This is a genomic window from Arthrobacter sp. FW306-1B-G06A (assembly GCF_058781765.1).
The window spans coordinates 1-15,056 of sequence record NZ_JBYSXB010000052.1 but is presented as its reverse complement, the minus strand read 5'-3'; the positions used below and the strand labels follow the sequence as shown (position 1 = coordinate 15,056).

Genomic DNA, 15,056 nt, shown 5'->3' with positions numbered 1-15,056 from the left:
GGTCTACTCCTTGAGGACCGGGTAGCTCAAGTGCGTGACACCCACACCCTCGACGACGGTCGGGTTGCCCAAAGTGAGCGGCGCGTTCCCAACGCGGTCGAACATCCGGATACCGGATCCGAGCAGCAGCGGAATCAGATCGACGCGGATTTCGTCCAGCAGGCCGGCATCGAGGCACTGCCGAATGGTGTCCGGCCCGTGCATGCCGACGATCTTGTCGCCGGCAGCGGCCTTTGCCTGCGCGACGGCGCTTTCCAGGCCGTCGGTGACGAAATGCACCGCCGTGTCGGGGCGGGGCCACCCCTCCGGCATCTGATGCGTCACCACATACGCAGGCACGCCGAACGGGTGCTGGCCGCCCCAAGCGTCGGCGCGGTCGGAGGTGCGTCTCCCGGTGAGCATCGCGCCTACCTCGCCCATCAAAGCCCGTAGGTGTTCAGCGCTCGATTCGGAAACATGGAACGCGAAGCCCGGGTTGAAGGTAGGGACGTCGACGTCGCCGGCGAAGTACCAGTCGAAGACCTCGTCAACGCCGTCCTCGAGATCCGCCACGTAGCCGTCGAGGGACATCGACATGAACGCCACTACCTTGGTCATTACCTAGCTCCTTCGGTTTCGGACGGGTTCGGGCCGGCCGGGGCCGGGTCAAACGGACATGGCCCAAGACAAAGCCGCATCCCGTCGAGGCTCGGATGGGTCTATCAGCCTGATTCTGTCCACGAGCCGGACGGCCTCGATGAGGGATGACTCGATGAGTGCAAGAACGAACGCGTGGTCTTTGGGGCGTGCAGCAATGAGCTTCGCCGCGCAGAGATCGTAAGGGTCCAGGCAAAGCCCGGTGCTGTTTCGGGTCCGCTCATTGCGCACGCCGACCAGGCGGTACTCCCAGTCGTCGGGGAGCACCGCGGTCTCCCTTTCGGCCGCCTGGACATAGAACCCGAACTCCTTGTGGAAAGGCGACCACTCGCCAAGCACAGAGTCGATGCTGTCCGCGAGCGTGCCGGCGTCGTCGTCGGAAAACGGCGCGATGTCGACGGCATCCGACATGGTGATCGTGGCAGGTAATTGGTCCTCCGTGAACGATCCCAGAATTGACTGGCTGCCGATCACGATTACCCGGTCGCCGTGGATGATATCCGTGGCGGCCCGGATGGCGTGCTCGAGCTCATCGCGGCGCATGGCTGTACCGTACCCCTGCCCAGGCCGATTGTCAGTACCCGCCCCGTCGCCTCTCGCGCTCTGACAGCAGCGTCGCCACCTCTTCGATGATCTCGTACGGCATCGGCTTCCCGAGGGGGAATTTCAACGTGCCCTTGGCCGCCCGGAACGGGGCGATTTCGCGCTCGAAGTCCTCGCCGCCGTCGGGCACTGGATAGACGGAGATGTGGTGCTTCCACGCCGCGAAATACACGACGTAGTGGCCGTCGAGCGTGATGGTGGGGATCCCGTAACTGATCCTGTCCGCGGCTCCGGGCACTGCTGCCAGGGCCCGCCGTCGGATCTCGTGAAGGATGGGTTGGACCTCGCCGGGTTGCGCCGCGATGTAGTCGTCCACCGTGTCAAAGTTCGCTGCCATGTGCGTCCCTCGCTCCGTTCCGTATCCCGCCGCTCTGCTGGTCTTCGACCAAGCTTGCCGTACCCCGCGCCGCCCCGCCAGAGGGGGTCGAACGGGTCCGGGGCGACCCCGACGCTCGCTCGCTTATGTTGGGTTTGGGCCGGACCCTCGCTCGCTTATGTTGGGTTTTGGCCGGACGCTCGGTCGCTTATGTCGGGTTTTGGCCGGACGCTCGCTCACCTGGGGTGACACGCGTCCTGGGCGGTGGCGAGTTCGCCTGACAATTCTCGATTCCCCGATGCGAGAATGGGGAAGGCTCCGCGGTTTGCAGGCGGGTCCACCACCAGTGCTAATACAGCGGGGCGCCGTGCTTACTCCAGCCGCCTGCGCGAACCACTATGAACGGACAAGCTATGACGTCAGCACCAGAATCCCAGACCCTCAGTAAACCCGCGCCGCGCTTCGCGTCGATAGGCTCCCCGTACTTTGGCATCATGCTGGCATGCATGGCCGTCGTGCTGATCCTGTCCAATATTGGCGCTGCCAAAGGCGTCGTCTTCGGTCCGATCATCACCGATGGCGGATTCTTCCTCTTCCCGCTTGCCTACATTCTTGGCGATGTCATGAGCGAGATCTATGGATTCAAGGTTGCCCGCAAAGCGATCATCACCTCGTTCGCGCTGTCAGCATTCGCGTCGCTCTGCTACTGGATCATCATCGCGCTGCCGGGTTTCAATGACGACTACGGCAATGCCAAGCAGGCCGCCATCGAAGGCGCACTGGGGCCGGTTCCCCAGATCGTCCTTGCTTCCCTTCTCGCATTCCTGGCTGGCCAGACAATCAACTCCCTGATCCTGGTCAAGATGAAAGCCCGTTCGGGTGAGAGAACTCTCTGGGCCCGGCTCATGGGCTCATCCGGGGTCGGCGAATTCGTGGACACGCTTATCTTCTGCAGCATCGCGGCATCGGTCATTGGCATTACGGACTTCGGAAGCTTCGTCAACTACGTGCTGGTTGGCTTCGTGTACAAGGTCGGCGTCCAGTACATCCTCGTGCCGGTGACGTCCTTGGTCATTGGCTGGATCAAGAAGCGCGAGCCCAGCTACTGGGCCTGAGCAGGAAATCCAGGACGGCATTTATGTGAGCGGGCGTCGGGCCGGGATGGCATTTATGTGAGCGGGCGTCGGGCCGGGACGCGATATATGTGAGCGGGCGTCGGGCCGGGATGGCATTTATGTGAGCGGGCGTCCGGCCGTCGGCTCAGGGGAACCGCAGGGAAGTCCGGTAGTTTCAGAGGATGAAGCTGGGAAGCGCCGTTCTGACGGCCGAGAATCTTGTTGCAGGCTATGGCGAGCATGCTGTGTGCGGGCCGCTCGACGTCGAGGTTTTCTCCGGGCAAGTGCTCGGGATGGTGGGCGAAAACGGTGCCGGCAAGTCCACCCTGCTGCGCACGATGATTGGCGCCCAGGCCGCCATTGAGGGCGATGCTCACGTTCTTGGCTTGATGCCGGACGACCGCTCGGCCCTCTTCCGCAGCAAGGTCTCGGTGCTGCTGGATGAGGATGCCTACTTCGATTCACTCACGGTCCGTGAGCACCTTTCCTTGGTGGCCCGTGGGCATGGCCTCGCCAACCCCGACGGGGCTGTGGAGGAAGAGATCGGCTTCTTCGAGCTTCAAACCGCCGCCGATGCCTTTCCCGATCAGCTTTCCTCCGGACAGCGCCGCAAACTCCTCCTCGCCTCGGCATTCATCCGGCCCTTCGAACTGCTTGTCCTGGACGAACCGGAGCAGCGGCTCGATACCCGCATGCGCGGCCTGCTTGCGCAGCGGATCGCCCGGACTGCCAAGAAGAGTGCCGCCGTCGTCATGGTCACGCACGATGCGGACGTCGCCCAAGCGGCGTGCACCCGGGCGGTAATAGTCGACGACGGCGGTGCGCGCGTGGTCAGTACGGACGAGGCTGTGGCAAGGATTCGCCGGTGAGCATGTCCACTGCTGCCGTAGCGCAGCCGGAGTTCGTGGATTTCGACCCGGAGCGTGCCACTCGAAAGGTGATTCGCCCGCGGGGCCAGTCCTTGCTTTCCAGGCTCAACGAACTGTACATCCAGTTCCTGACGTTCGGCGTCGGCCTGATTTACGCGATTGGCCTCCTCAACGGGCTCACTGCCGCAGCGGAGCATGGCTTCGGCGGCCACCTGATTTCGGTCGGCTACGGCGTGGTCCCCGTTGAATACGGCCTGGTGGTTGGGTTCGGGCTCTTGGGCCTCGCGGCCTATTGGGTGGCGGGCAGGCTCGGGCCACTCGCCATCACGGCGAATCAGCGGCACTGGTGGTACTCGCTGGCTATCGACCGCGAGCCGCTTCTAGCCCGAGGATTGCGTCGCGCAGTCTCGGCTGCCGCCGTCGTCGGAGCCCTCGCCACCATTCCGGTAGCAGTCATCAGCGGTTCGAACGCGATGGTGTTTGCCGGACGGGTCCTGGCAGGGGCACTGACAGGTGCCGCTATTCTCGCGCTGGCCGCGTTCGCCCAGACGCGTTCACGGGCGGCGGCCGGGCAAGGTAGGCCGATGAACTGGCTGTTGGCGGCTGCTTCGGCCGCACTCGGCGCGATGCTGTTCGGGACGCTGCAGGGGAACTGGATCTTCGCCGTTGCCCCTGCTGTCGCTTTGGTGGCGGCGGCGCTCGGGATGCGGAACAAGCTTTCCAGCGTCCGCACGACATCGCTGCTCAAAGCCGGGTCCGCGAGGGGACATGTTCAGGCTGCACTGACGCTCATGGACACCGGGGAACTCAGTGCCTCGCTTTCCAGCGGCGGCAAACGGAGCCGGGTCAAGCTCCCCGGCACGCCCAGCACCGCAGCAGGCGCGCTCTTCCACGCGGAGGCAACTGTGCTCGCCCGGCAACCCGGGCGGCTGTGGCGCTGGGGCCTGGGTCTCGCCGTCGTTCCCTTGACCGGGCTGGTCCGGACGTTCGATTCACCCGTCATCCTGCTTCCGGTGCTGCTTGCCGCGGCGATCTTCTCGTCCACAGCGGCGGCAGGGCCCCTTTGGCAATTGCGCATGGCCCCCAGCCTCGACGCCCTCCTCCCGATTTCGAGGACAGCTTCGCGCTGGGTCCACGTCGCGCTGCCGGTCATGCTGATGGGTTTGTGGACGACGGCGGCTGCCGGATTTTTCGTGCTGGCGGGCGGCTTCCGGGTGGAGCTCCTCGTCCTGGGTGCGGCGGCGGGAGGCGGTTTGGGCGCGGGGATGCTGCGACGAGCCTTCCGCCAGCAGGAAGACCTGACCAAGCTCGTGTACCTGATGCAGCTTGGGCGGAGCGGACCCGCCATGCTTGGAACCAGGATCCGGGGCTACGTGCTGTGCCTCTTCGCCCTGGCGCCTTTGGCCTTGGGCATGCTGTTCAACGCGCCGGAGGTTTTGGTGACGCCCGCCGTCGTGCTCAATGTGGTGCTCTTGGTGATCGGCGTGACGACGGCGGACCGGCCCTGAGGGGCTCCCCGGCGCGATCTCGACGACGACGGCAGGTCGCCTCGCCGGGAAGCGACCGGGACCCTATGAGTAGTACCGCCCCAACGTCTCGGCCTTGAACTCGAAGAAGTCCCCGGATTCGATGGCCAAGCGGGCGTCGTCCACCATCTTCACCACGAAGCGCTCGTTGTGGATGGAGATGAGCGTGTGCGAGAGCAGTTCATGGGCCTTGTACAGGTGGTGGATATACGCGCGCGAATAGTTGGCGCAGGTGTAGCAATCGCAACCGTCCTGCAAGGGTCCGAAATCCGATTTGTAGCGGGCCCCGGAAAGGTTGAACCGACCGGACGGAGTATAAAACGCCGAGTTGCGGGCCACGCGGGTGGGGGAGACGCAATCGAAGGTGTCGGCACCGTTTTCGATGGACGTGAAGATATCGTCCGGCTCGGAGATGCCCAGGAGGTGGCGGGGCTTGTTCTCGGGAAGTTCCTCGTTGCACCAACGCACAATGGTGCCGAGGTTCTCCTTCTCCAGTGCACCGCCGATGCCGAAACCGTCAAAGGGCATCCCACCAAGATCCCGGCAGGCCTTGCGGCGGAGGTCCTCGTACTGCGCCCCCTGGATGACGCCGAACAGGGCTTGGTAGGGCTTGCCCACCCGCTCCGCCGTCAGCCTCTCATGCTCCACCACGCAGCGCTCGGCCCAACGACGTGTGCGCTCCAGGGATTCCTCCTGGTAGCCGCGGGAATTCTGCAGGGTGGTCAGCTCGTCGAAGGCGAACATAATGTCTGCGCCGATCTGGTGCTGCACCCGCATGGAGATCTCCGGCGAGAAACGGTGCCTGTCCCCGTTCAAGTGCGACTTGAACCAGACGCCGTCCTCATCCACGTGCGCCAGCCGCTCCTTGCCCGGGGCCACGGCATCGTCTGGCCCCGACGCATCCACGGAGGTCATGTCGATGACCTTCTTGAACCCCGAGCCGAGGCTCATCACCTGGAATCCGCCCGAGTCCGTGAATGTGGGTCCGTCCCAGTTCATGAAGGCGCCAAGACCGCCCGCCGCGTCGAGGATCTCCGGCCCTGGCTGCAGATACAGGTGGTAGGCGTTGGCCAGCAAAGCCTGCGCGCCGAGCTCCTTCATGGATTCGGGCAGAACGGCTTTGACAGTGGCTTTCGTCCCGACGGCGATGAACGCGGGCGTCTGGATCTGGCCGTGCGGGGTGGTGATGGTGCCGGTGCGGCCCAGGAACTCTCCGCGCTGGCCGCCGTCGTGACGGCTGCCGCCGTCGGCGTTCAAGAAGCCCGACGACGGCGGGCGCGTTTCGCTGAGCCGCGCACCCACCTCGAAGGAAAACGCGGACTGCTGGGCAGCTGCGAGCGTGGACGGATCGGACTCGGAGTTAGACCCGGAATGGGGCACGGAAGAATCGGCTGGCACCGTTACAGTCTGCCAGCCCCGGAGCGTGAATCGTCAGTGCGAATGCACCTCTGTGGGGTAGTTCTCAGCCTTCCAGCTGTCCCAGTGGGAGCGGATCGAGTCCAGGCTGGCCGCGCCCAGGTCGTAGGTCGAAGCGATCACGATCGTGCCGCCGTCGGGCCTCTTCTCCGGAATCACCGGCTGGTCAGCCACAATCAGCAGCCCGTCGCCATGTTCCGCGTAACTGTGGACGGTGAGGCCCACCTGGTGGTTGCTCCGGAACCAGACCTTGCCGGAGAGGGCCTCGCCCGTGGGTAGCGTGAGCGAGTATTCCTCGCCAGGTGCCGGGACGTCGGCCAGTCCAAGTTTCTGGATCCCGGATCCGCTGCCGCCAGGCAGGGAGACAAAATGCGTGCGCCGGTGCCCGTGCGGATGGCGTTCCAGGGCGAATCGGAGCTGGTGCAGGAACGTCAGCCAGCCCTGGGTGATGTCTTCGTCCCACGCGGCCCATTCGGAATCATGGTCCAGGGCTGCCCGCGTCACGCGGACCTCGGTGCCTCCGCTGACCGGGGTGAGCTCGAAGACGTCGCCGCCGTTCACAGTGAGGCTTGTGTGGTCGGGACCCTCGACCACGTCGGTGCTGAAGTAGATCTGGTTGATTTCGTCGCCGAGTTCGTCGGCCTCCCAGCCGTGCCATTGAGCCACGAGCGACGGTTCGCGCAGCGAAGTCCAAACTTGCTGCGCGTCGGCATTAACAACAACGCTCAGATTGTTCGTCATGGCCCGAATCTACCGCCGTTGGCGCGAACGCGACAGGTCTTGCGAAATCCTCCGATAGCGCCTACGCCCGCACGGCCTCGAGTTCGTTCGCGATCCGGTGATCGAGTTCCCCCACGCCCAGGGTGTTCGAGCCGCCGTGCGAGCGGAGGAACAGCAGGGTTTCGAGCCGGAGCAGCCGCCATTCGCGCTCGGCATCGCGGTTGCCGTTGTCGATGGAGCGGAAGATTTCCTTGTCGTAGAGGTTCGGTTCGTTGAGCCCGCGCTGCCGGACTTTGGCGGCGATCCGGGCCTTGAACGGGTCTGTCTCCACGGTGTCCGGGGCTTGCAGGAGTTGATCGTAGACTGCCGCGCGTTCCGTTTGGCCGAGCTCACGGCAAATGAAGCTGGAAAGTGCGAGGGAACGTTCAACGGACATCCACCGGTCGCGGTTTCCGTCGTAGGGGAGCACATTGAGAATATCGGCCACCGCGAGGGCGCGGTCCGGATCCCGCAGCTCGATGAAAAGGTCGTGGGCCAGGTCGCTCAGGTCCCGCAGGCAGCTTCCCGACTTCGTATTGATGCCCTTCACGAGGCGCTCGCTCAGCACCGCGACCCCATTCCGGCCGGGGTGGGCTTCGCCAGCGGCGCCCACGATGTTCTCGGGAGAGTCTGTCGGTTCGGGGATCAGGGCGAGCTGCGCGGGATCCGGCCCCGCCGGCCGGCTGACAGTCGGTGCCACCGCAGGCAAAGGAGGCACGACGACGGCGGGAACGGCTTCCGCGGGTGCGTCGCCGCCGTCGGAGGTACCGCCGTCGGGCGCGTCGCTAGTATCCGGCTCCAGGGCCGGCTCTTCGGCGAGCGGGGCCGGAACTTCGGCGAGCGGCGTGTCGGCGACGTCCGGGATGGCGGTCGCTTCGCCCACCGGAACGCTGGACCCGATCGCGATCCGCACGTTCCCGCCGTCGAGCGTGGTCACAAGGATGAGCGCGGGCACGCCAAAATCGTCGTGTTCGAGCTCGATCTGGGTGATTTGCTCCGCGGGACCATCACCAGGGAGGAACAGGTAGTCCCCGATTTGCAGGGCCCCAGCCTGCTTTTCACGGTACTGCTGGTCGGCTGGGCTGTGAGTCATCGGAAGTCCTTTGGTTCTCTTGGGGTCCGCCCAACAGTCTATAAAACCCCACCGAGCAAATCGGGGAGGCGGCTATTACCCGCGCTGCCGCTACTAACTGCGCGGGCTACTGTCCGACGCCGGCGAAGGCCAGAGCCTGGCGCACCAGATTGCCGCGGCCGCCGCTGAATTCCTGCTGGACGTCGTCGCTGAGGATTTCCTGCGGAGTCATCCACGTCAGCTCGAGGGCGTCCTGGCGAGGTTCGCACTCGCCCGTCACGGGGATGACGTAAACAAGGGACACGGCGTGTTGGCGGTCGTCCGTGAAGCCGGTCTGCGACGGTGCCGGGAAGTACTCGGCCACCGTGAACGGCACGGGACTGACGGGCAATTGCGGGAAGGCCAGCGGGCCGAGGTCCTTTTCCATGTGGCGCAACAGCGCGGCCCGGATAGTTTCGCGATACAGCACGCGGCCGGACACGAAGGAACGGACCATGGTGCCGTCAGCGTCGCCTTGCAGAAGGGTGCCTACCTCGTTGACGAATCCGAGCGGATCCAGACGCACGGGAACCGCCTCCACGTAAACCATGGGGAGGCGGCCGCGGGCTTCGAAGAGGTCTTCATCGGAAAGCCAGCCGGAGTACGGGTCAGGGGTACGAACACTCATGGTTAAGTTCTACCCCATCCCGTGCTGTTCCATGCCGTACGAATCAGACAGCCAGGATTGCGTCGAGCCAAACTCCTGCACGCTCGCTCACTTATGTCGTCGAATCGGGCGACGCTCGCTCACGTATGTGGCCAAACTCGGGATCCCTCGCTCAGATGATCTGAGCGAGCGTTTCCGGAAAGGCCGATATACGTGAGCGAGCGTCGGGGTAAGGGCCCATATAGGTGAGCGAGGGTTGGGCGTGAAGTCAGTGGGCTTTCGCCACAGCCTACCTGGCACCAGAATGGGGCCATGGCTGTTGAACTTGAAGAACTGATCGTCAAAGATGCTGCCGAGTGGCGGTCCTGGCTCGAAAAGAACGGCGCCGATAGCCCGGGCGTGTGGCTCGTGCTGCACAAGAAGGGCGGCAACGTGACGGAACTCGATTACGCCGCGGCCTTGGATGAAGCGCTTTGCTTCGGCTGGATCGACGGCCAAGGCAGAAGGCGCGACGACGAAAGCGTCTACCAGCGCATGACCCGCCGCGGCCCCAAAAGCCCATGGTCCAAGCGGAACGTGGGGCACGTTGCCCGTTTGGACACTGAAGGCAAGATGACTCCGGCCGGATGGGCCGCCGTCGACAGCGCCAAGGCGGACGGTCGTTGGGAAGCTGCCTATGTGGGCCAAGCGGACGCGGAAGTCCCCGAGGACCTCGCCGCCGCCATCGCCGCGGTTCCCGAAGCCCAGGCGATGTTCGATGTGCTGACCGCGGTCAACCGCTATTCCCTGATCTACCGCACCAACTCGGTGAAGAAGGCGGAGACGCGGGCCAGGAAGATCGCTGGCTTTGTCGAGATGTTGGCGCGCCAGGAGACCCCGTATCCGCAGAAGAAAAAGCCCGCGGTGGCAGAGTAGGACCTACTCGGACTTCTCCCGGGATAGGGCGACGATCCAGCCTGGAGTGTCCCCACCGAGCCGCTTATCTAGCAAGACCCTGGCCTTGGCAGCGGCGATCTGCACCTTGCGGTCCTCGGCGCCCACCGAGGCGGGACGCTGTGAGGGGACGACGGCGCGGGGTCCGGACGCCGTGGCGGCTGCCAGGAGCGCGTCCTCAGTGCCGACTTTGAGGAGCGCGAGTTCCTCCCGTGACGCGAGTTCGCTGTGGCCCAGAATCTCGATGGCCTTCTGGCCCATTTCCGCCTCGGAGCGGCTGCGGGACAGGGACGCGTCGAGGGCCCATTGAGCGCGGCGCCACCACTCGGACCTGTCATCCGCGCGCGCCTTCTGCCGCAGGGACAGGAGGCCTACGATCGCGGCAACCATCGCCGCGACAAGGACAGCGAGCGGGCTGAGCGCGCCAACGATCTGCCACCATTCCGGCGGCGCACCGACCACAGTGACGGGTATCGGGTTCACAGCTCCAGACTAGGCCCCGGCACTGACAATTATTGAACGCGCGCGGCGGCTTCCAACACCATCCACGCCTGCAGCTGGGTGGAGAGTTCGACGGCGGTGCCCGGCGCGTACGTCTCGGCCGCCGGGCGCTGCGGTTCCGTCGAGAAGACGGGCCAGCCGCCGTCGTCCTTTCCGGAAGCTTCGTTGGCATCGTCGGTGCGCACCGTCCGTCCCGCCCACAGAGCCTCCGCGGTATCGAGCACGAGCTCCCTGGCGGTGGCCCGGGTGGCCGCGGGCAACCGCAGGTCTCCGGCGGCGAGGGACAAGTATCTGACGAGGATTCCGGTGAAGAGCCCGCCGTCGCCGGTGCCCTCGCCGCGAAGAACGAGCCTCCCCTGAGTGTCAGGCTCACGGACGGTCAGATGCTCAGCCACCGAGCCCACCAACGCGGCCGCGCGTGCCAGGTTCGCGTCTCCACCGAGTTCCAACAAGGCGCCGAGCACTGGACCCTGGTTGTAGGTGTAGATCTCTTCGGCGACGACGAGCTTGCCCTCCTTGATCCACGCGCCGTCGAGGTATAGGCCGCGCGCGGGTTCGAAGAGCGTGGCGTCGAGCCAGTCCAGGAGCCCCTGTGCCCGCACTGGATGACCGGTCCGGGCGAAGTGCAAGGCCACCGGCGCCGTGGCCGGGGTGTTCTTGAAATCGCGCTTGGTGCTCCAGAAGGTGCCGCCGCCCATGTGTTGGGTGGAAGCCGATTCGAACTGCGGAGAGAGGCTTTTCTGCAACCGGGCGTTGCGTCGTCGGCCAGGCTTCTGCGCCCGCGCGGCCAAGGAATCCAAGCGCAGCACGGCGAGGGCCAGCCACGCCATGTCGTCGTAGTAGCTGTTGACGTAGCGCAGGAAGTTGCGCAGCCGGATGCTGGCGACCACGCGTGAAGCGAGCTCGCCGGCACTAGGGCGATCACCGCCGTCGAACCTTGATCCCGAGGCCAGTTCGCGCAACCCCGCGTCCACGAGGCAATCGACGTAGTGCGCCTGCCACCAGTAGTTCCACGACTGAAACGGAGAATGGCTGGAGGGCCGGACCGACGCCGCAAGGTGGGTTCCTGGAAGGAAGAGGAGGCGCCGTCCGAAATGCCGGGTCACCGAGCGTGCGGCGTGGTCGGCCCGCGCGGCCCAATCCGGTGTTCCGGGGGTGCCTTGCGGGGTGTCGGCGGCGGACATGGTGACAGCCTAACGCCGCGCGCTTGGCCGCAGGCCCCTCACCAGTGCACAATCAAAGTGATTCAGTTAACATTCATTAACGGATTTTGGTTCTGCATCGAGGAGGATGGATGGACATCAAGGGCGCAGTTGCGTTGATAACCGGCGGGGCTTCGGGTTTGGGGGCCGCAACCGCAAGGCGATTGCTCGACGCCGGAGCGTCGGTAGTGCTGCTTGACCTCCACTCATCTCCCGGCGAGTCCCTCGCCGCCGAACTCAATGCCGCGGGAGCCGACGGCAGGGCCGTGTTCGTCCCCGCCGACGTCACGAACGAAGAGCAGGTGCAGGCCGCCGTCGATGCTGCCGTCGCGCTGGGCCCGCTCCGGATCCTGGTCAACTGTGCTGGCGTAGCAACCCCGGGCAAAGTACTGGGCAAAGACGGTGTGCTGCCGCTCGAGAACTTCAACAGGGTCATCCAGATCAACCTCGTGGGCACCTTCAACGTGATCCGCCTCGCTGCCGCCGCGATGGCCCGGAACGAACCTGCGTCCACCGAACTTGGTGGCGAGGAACGCGGAGTCATCATCAACACAGCCTCTGTGGCGGCTTTCGACGGCCAGATCGGACAGCCTGCGTATGCTGCGTCCAAGGGGGCCGTGGCCGCGATGACATTGCCCCTGGCCCGTGAATTTGCGCGCTCGCTGGTGCGCGTCATGGCCATTGCGCCAGGCATCTTCGAAACCCCGATGCTGGCCGGCTTGCCCCAGGACGCACAGCTCTCCCTGGGCCAGCAGGTGCCGCACCCGGCGCGTCTTGGCCGCCCCGCCGAGTACGCCAACCTCGTGGCGCACATCGTGGAGAATGCCATGCTCAACGGCGAAACCATCCGCCTCGACGGCGCAATCCGGATGGCACCGAAGTGAGCCAGACGCACAAGCTCGCGGCCGCCGTCGGACACCCGGCTGGTTCGCTGCCTTCTTTGCCGGGGGCAGACTTTTTCGATTTCGAGTCCCTCCTCAGCGTCCAGGAACAGCGCAAGCTCAACGAGCTCCGGCAATTCCTGGCCACGGAAATCGCGCCGTATGCCAAGGATTGGTGGGACAAAGCTGAGTTCCCGGCGCACATCCTGCCCAAGCTCGCGGCCCTTCGCCTGAGCACCCCCACGCACCGCGGCTACAGCAACCTGTTCGCAGGGCTCGTGATCGCGGAAATGACCCGCGTGGACACCTCCATTGCCACGTTCTTCATGGTCCACCACGACCTTTTCATCGAGGCGCTGTACGAGTTCGGCTCCAAGGATCAACAGGACCGCTACCTCGACGACGCCTCCAATCTGCGGACCACTGGTGCGTTTGCGCTCACGGAACCGGATCACGGATCCGACGTGGCCGGCGGCCTGCAGACTGTGGCCCGCCGGGTCCCCGGGGGAGCCGACGACGGCGGCGACTACTGGGTGCTGAACGGCGCCAAGCGCTGGATCGGTAACGGGACGTTCTGCGACCACATGCTGGTCTGGGCCCGGGACGAAGCCGACGGAGCTATTCGCGGCTTCATCGTGGACGGCACGCTGCCTGGCGTGACCCGAACCAAGATCGAGAACAAGATCGCACTGCGCACCGTGCAAAACGCTGACATTGTCCTCAAAGACGTCCGGGTTTTTGAGGCCGATCGTTTTTCCGGGATCAACAGCTTCGCCGACACCAACCACCTTCTACGCGGATCCAGGCTCATGGTGGCCTGGCAGGCCGTGGGGCAGCAGTTGGCGGCATTCGACGTCGCCCGCCAGTATGCGCTTGACCGCCATCAGTTCGGCCGCCCGCTGGCGAAGTTCCAACTCATCCAGCAGCAATTGGTGGACATGCTCGGAAATGCCGTGGCAAGCATGGGGATGATGGTGCGGATCGCCCAGCTGCAGGAGGATATCTACACGGACAGCAAGGGAGTGCGGCACGGCGGAGCCCAAATGGCCCAGGTGGCCCTGGCCAAGGCGTACTGCAGCGCCCGTATGCGCGAAACCGTGGCGATGGGCCGATCCATCCTGGGCGGGAACGGCATCGTGACCGACTACCGGATGGCAAAGATCTTTGCCGATGCTGAGGCGATCTACACCTATGAAGGATCGTTCGAGATCAACTCGCTCATCGTGGGCCGGGCCGTGACAGGGGTTTCCGCGATCGTTTGAGGGCTTTTGGCGGAGTATCGCGCCGGTTTGCGGAACCGGCTGCCTACATCGCGAGTCGCCTCACGTTGGTGAGCCCTTGGACCTGCACGGGAGTGCTGCTGCTCACCTTGGTGCCATTGGAGAGCTGGCCTTCTCCGTTGTAGCCCCATGCCCGGACGGTCCCGTCGGTGAGAAGGGCGTACGTGCTGAATCCGTTCGACGTGATCGAGGCGACCCTGCTCAGGCCGGTGACTCGGGCGGGGGATGCGGTATGGGTGGTGGTCCCGTTTCCAACCTGCCCGTTCGGGTTGTAGCCCCAGGCGCGGACCGTCCCGTCAGCCAACACTGCATAGCTCGTGCCGTAGCTGACCGAGATCGAAGCGACCGCGGTGAGACCAGGGACCCTAACCGGGATGCTGCTGTTTTGGCCGATCGGGCCGCCGCCCAGTTCTCCGGCGTGAAGTCCCCAAGCGCGAACCGTGCCATCGGTAAGGAGCGCATAGGCATGTCCCCCGTCAACCGCGAGGGAGGCAACGCCGGAAAGGCCGGCGACCTGAACGGGGATGGCGCTTTGCGGTGCCGAACTGCCGGAACCAAGCTCGCTGCTCAGGTTGTTTCCCCAGGCACGGACCGTTCCGTCGGTCAGAAGGGCATATGCGTTCCCCCAGCAAGTGGAAAGTGATTCGACGCGCGCGAGGCCGGACACTTTGACCGGAGCGTCCCTGTTGATCGTGGTGCCATCCCCGAGCGCACCGTCACTGTTTTCGCCCCAAGCCCGGACCGTTCCGTCGGTCAACAACGCATAAGTCGCACTAAATGTAGCGCTGAGGGAAGCAACTCCCGTCAGGCCAACAACCTGGACCGGGGTGCTGCTAAAGGACAAGGCGCTGTTGTAGCCAGTGGTGGGACTATACCCGCGGGTGCCGTTTCCCAACTGGCCGTCGTAGTTGTTTCCCCATGCCCGGACCGTCCCATCGGCCAACAATGCATAGGCGTTGTCCGTATTGGCGACGATGGAGGTCACCCCTGTCAGGCCCGCGACTTGAACCGGGGTGTTCCGGTACTCGGTGGTGCCGTCGCCCAGTTGACCCCAGTAGTTGATACCCCAAGCCCAAACCGTGCCGTCAGCGCGCAACGCATACCTATTGGCGCGACCTTGAGCAGTCATGACCACATCGGTCAATCCCGAAACACCGATCGCCGAAAGACTGTCCGTATAGGTGCCATTGCCAAGCTGCCCGTAGCGATTGTCGCCCCAGATGCGGGACTGTCCGATAAACGGTGGATTCAGGGGTTGGTCTGACACGCCGGGCAGCGTGCCTGGCAGGGAGGACTGATCA

16 protein-coding genes are annotated in these 15,056 nt (G+C 64.8%); 6 read left to right on the top strand and 10 right to left on the bottom strand.

All coding sequences use genetic code 11. The features are described from left to right. Window positions 1-3: 3 nt before the first annotated feature. The 3 genes from AC3WJM_RS20800 to AC3WJM_RS20790 are packed head-to-tail and all read right to left on the bottom strand — an operon-like array spanning window position 4 to window position 1,576. A complete protein-coding gene (locus tag AC3WJM_RS20800; protein WP_492272841.1) occupies window positions 4-597 on the bottom strand; it encodes a dihydrofolate reductase family protein in 594 nt (197 codons plus the stop codon). Window positions 598-645: 48 nt separating this feature from the next. Beyond that, the gene (locus AC3WJM_RS20795) at window positions 646-1,179 is read right to left on the bottom strand and encodes a DUF6036 family nucleotidyltransferase (RefSeq protein ID WP_492272840.1); all 534 of its coding nucleotides are present in this window, start codon (window positions 1,177-1,179) and stop codon (window positions 646-648) included. Window positions 1,180-1,210: 31 nt separating this feature from the next. Then, on the bottom strand, window positions 1,211-1,576 hold the full coding sequence (locus AC3WJM_RS20790) for an iron chaperone (RefSeq protein WP_284988681.1): 366 nt from the start codon (window positions 1,574-1,576) through the stop codon (window positions 1,211-1,213). A gap of 392 nt (window positions 1,577-1,968) precedes the next feature. Between AC3WJM_RS20790 and AC3WJM_RS20785 the strand changes: the two genes are divergently transcribed. From AC3WJM_RS20785 to AC3WJM_RS20775, 3 genes are all read left to right on the top strand, one after another. After that, window positions 1,969-2,670, top strand: a complete 702-nt coding sequence (locus AC3WJM_RS20785) for a queuosine precursor transporter (RefSeq protein WP_059388549.1) — start codon at window positions 1,969-1,971, stop codon at window positions 2,668-2,670. A 182-nt stretch (window positions 2,671-2,852) separates the two neighbouring features. After that, a complete protein-coding gene (locus AC3WJM_RS20780) occupies window positions 2,853-3,539 on the top strand; it encodes an ABC transporter ATP-binding protein (RefSeq protein ID WP_284988682.1) in 687 nt (228 codons plus the stop codon). Window positions 3,540-3,541: 2 nt separating this feature from the next. Beyond that, a complete protein-coding gene (locus tag AC3WJM_RS20775) occupies window positions 3,542-5,047 on the top strand; it encodes a DUF6297 family protein (protein ID WP_492272849.1) in 1,506 nt (501 codons plus the stop codon). A gap of 63 nt (window positions 5,048-5,110) precedes the next feature. Here AC3WJM_RS20775 and tgt read toward each other — a convergent pair whose 3' ends face one another. The 4 genes from tgt to AC3WJM_RS20755 all read right to left on the bottom strand — a co-directional run bounded on the left by tgt (window position 5,111) and on the right by AC3WJM_RS20755 (window position 8,979). Beyond that, the gene (gene tgt, locus AC3WJM_RS20770; RefSeq protein ID WP_332602641.1) at window positions 5,111-6,445 is read right to left on the bottom strand and encodes a tRNA guanosine(34) transglycosylase Tgt; all 1,335 of its coding nucleotides are present in this window, start codon (window positions 6,443-6,445) and stop codon (window positions 5,111-5,113) included. Window positions 6,446-6,496: 51 nt separating this feature from the next. Then, entirely contained in the window at window positions 6,497-7,222 is a 726-nt protein-coding gene (locus AC3WJM_RS20765) for an SRPBCC family protein (RefSeq protein ID WP_059388552.1), read from the bottom strand. Between the two features lie 61 nt (window positions 7,223-7,283). Continuing rightward, window positions 7,284-8,333, bottom strand: a complete 1,050-nt coding sequence (locus AC3WJM_RS20760; RefSeq protein WP_492272839.1) for a DUF6707 family protein — start codon at window positions 8,331-8,333, stop codon at window positions 7,284-7,286. A gap of 106 nt (window positions 8,334-8,439) precedes the next feature. After that, complete coding sequence (locus AC3WJM_RS20755) at window positions 8,440-8,979, bottom strand: NUDIX hydrolase family protein (protein ID WP_059388553.1); 540 nt, start codon at window positions 8,977-8,979, stop codon at window positions 8,440-8,442. Between the two features lie 291 nt (window positions 8,980-9,270). On the opposite strand from AC3WJM_RS20755, the gene AC3WJM_RS20750 reads away from it, so the two are divergent. Then, window positions 9,271-9,873: a YdeI/OmpD-associated family protein gene (locus AC3WJM_RS20750; RefSeq protein WP_492272838.1), complete on the top strand. Its 603-nt coding sequence runs from the start codon at window positions 9,271-9,273 to the stop codon at window positions 9,871-9,873. A gap of 3 nt (window positions 9,874-9,876) precedes the next feature. Here AC3WJM_RS20750 and AC3WJM_RS20745 read toward each other — a convergent pair whose 3' ends face one another. Then, window positions 9,877-10,374: a hypothetical protein gene (locus AC3WJM_RS20745; protein WP_492272837.1), complete on the bottom strand. Its 498-nt coding sequence runs from the start codon at window positions 10,372-10,374 to the stop codon at window positions 9,877-9,879. Between the two features lie 29 nt (window positions 10,375-10,403). Further along, window positions 10,404-11,576 (bottom strand): glycoside hydrolase family 76 protein, encoded by a 1,173-nt coding sequence (locus AC3WJM_RS20740; RefSeq protein ID WP_492272836.1) that lies wholly within the window; start codon window positions 11,574-11,576, stop codon window positions 10,404-10,406. Window positions 11,577-11,686: 110 nt separating this feature from the next. Between AC3WJM_RS20740 and AC3WJM_RS20735 the strand changes: the two genes are divergently transcribed. After that, on the top strand, window positions 11,687-12,478 hold the full coding sequence (locus AC3WJM_RS20735) for an SDR family NAD(P)-dependent oxidoreductase (protein ID WP_059388556.1): 792 nt from the start codon (window positions 11,687-11,689) through the stop codon (window positions 12,476-12,478). Next, a complete protein-coding gene (locus AC3WJM_RS20730; protein ID WP_492272835.1) occupies window positions 12,475-13,737 on the top strand; it encodes an acyl-CoA dehydrogenase family protein in 1,263 nt (420 codons plus the stop codon). Before AC3WJM_RS20735 ends, AC3WJM_RS20730 begins: the two co-directional genes overlap by 4 nt. Window positions 13,738-13,780: 43 nt before the next feature. Here the strand turns inward: AC3WJM_RS20730 and AC3WJM_RS20725 are convergent. After that, a partial coding sequence (locus tag AC3WJM_RS20725; protein WP_492272834.1) for an RCC1 domain-containing protein occupies window positions 13,781-15,056 on the bottom strand: 1,276 nt, incomplete at its 5' end.

Coding starts and splice junctions, on each gene's coding strand:
- AC3WJM_RS20800 (WP_492272841.1), bottom strand. CDS start 597: ATGACCAAGGTAGTGGCGTTCATGTCGATGTCCCTCGACGGCTACGTG.
- AC3WJM_RS20795 (WP_492272840.1), bottom strand. CDS start 1,179: ATGCGCCGCGATGAGCTCGAGCACGCCATCCGGGCCGCCACGGATATC.
- AC3WJM_RS20790 (WP_284988681.1), bottom strand. CDS start 1,576: ATGGCAGCGAACTTTGACACGGTGGACGACTACATCGCGGCGCAACCC.
- AC3WJM_RS20785 (WP_059388549.1), top strand. CDS start 1,969: ATGACGTCAGCACCAGAATCCCAGACCCTCAGTAAACCCGCGCCGCGC.
- AC3WJM_RS20780 (WP_284988682.1), top strand. CDS start 2,853: ATGAAGCTGGGAAGCGCCGTTCTGACGGCCGAGAATCTTGTTGCAGGC.
- AC3WJM_RS20775 (WP_492272849.1), top strand. CDS start 3,542: ATGTCCACTGCTGCCGTAGCGCAGCCGGAGTTCGTGGATTTCGACCCG.
- AC3WJM_RS20765 (WP_059388552.1), bottom strand. CDS start 7,222: ATGACGAACAATCTGAGCGTTGTTGTTAATGCCGACGCGCAGCAAGTT.
- AC3WJM_RS20760 (WP_492272839.1), bottom strand. CDS start 8,333: ATGACTCACAGCCCAGCCGACCAGCAGTACCGTGAAAAGCAGGCTGGG.
- AC3WJM_RS20755 (WP_059388553.1), bottom strand. CDS start 8,979: ATGAGTGTTCGTACCCCTGACCCGTACTCCGGCTGGCTTTCCGATGAA.
- AC3WJM_RS20750 (WP_492272838.1), top strand. CDS start 9,271: ATGGCTGTTGAACTTGAAGAACTGATCGTCAAAGATGCTGCCGAGTGG.
- AC3WJM_RS20740 (WP_492272836.1), bottom strand. CDS start 11,576: ATGTCCGCCGCCGACACCCCGCAAGGCACCCCCGGAACACCGGATTGG.
- AC3WJM_RS20735 (WP_059388556.1), top strand. CDS start 11,687: ATGGACATCAAGGGCGCAGTTGCGTTGATAACCGGCGGGGCTTCGGGT.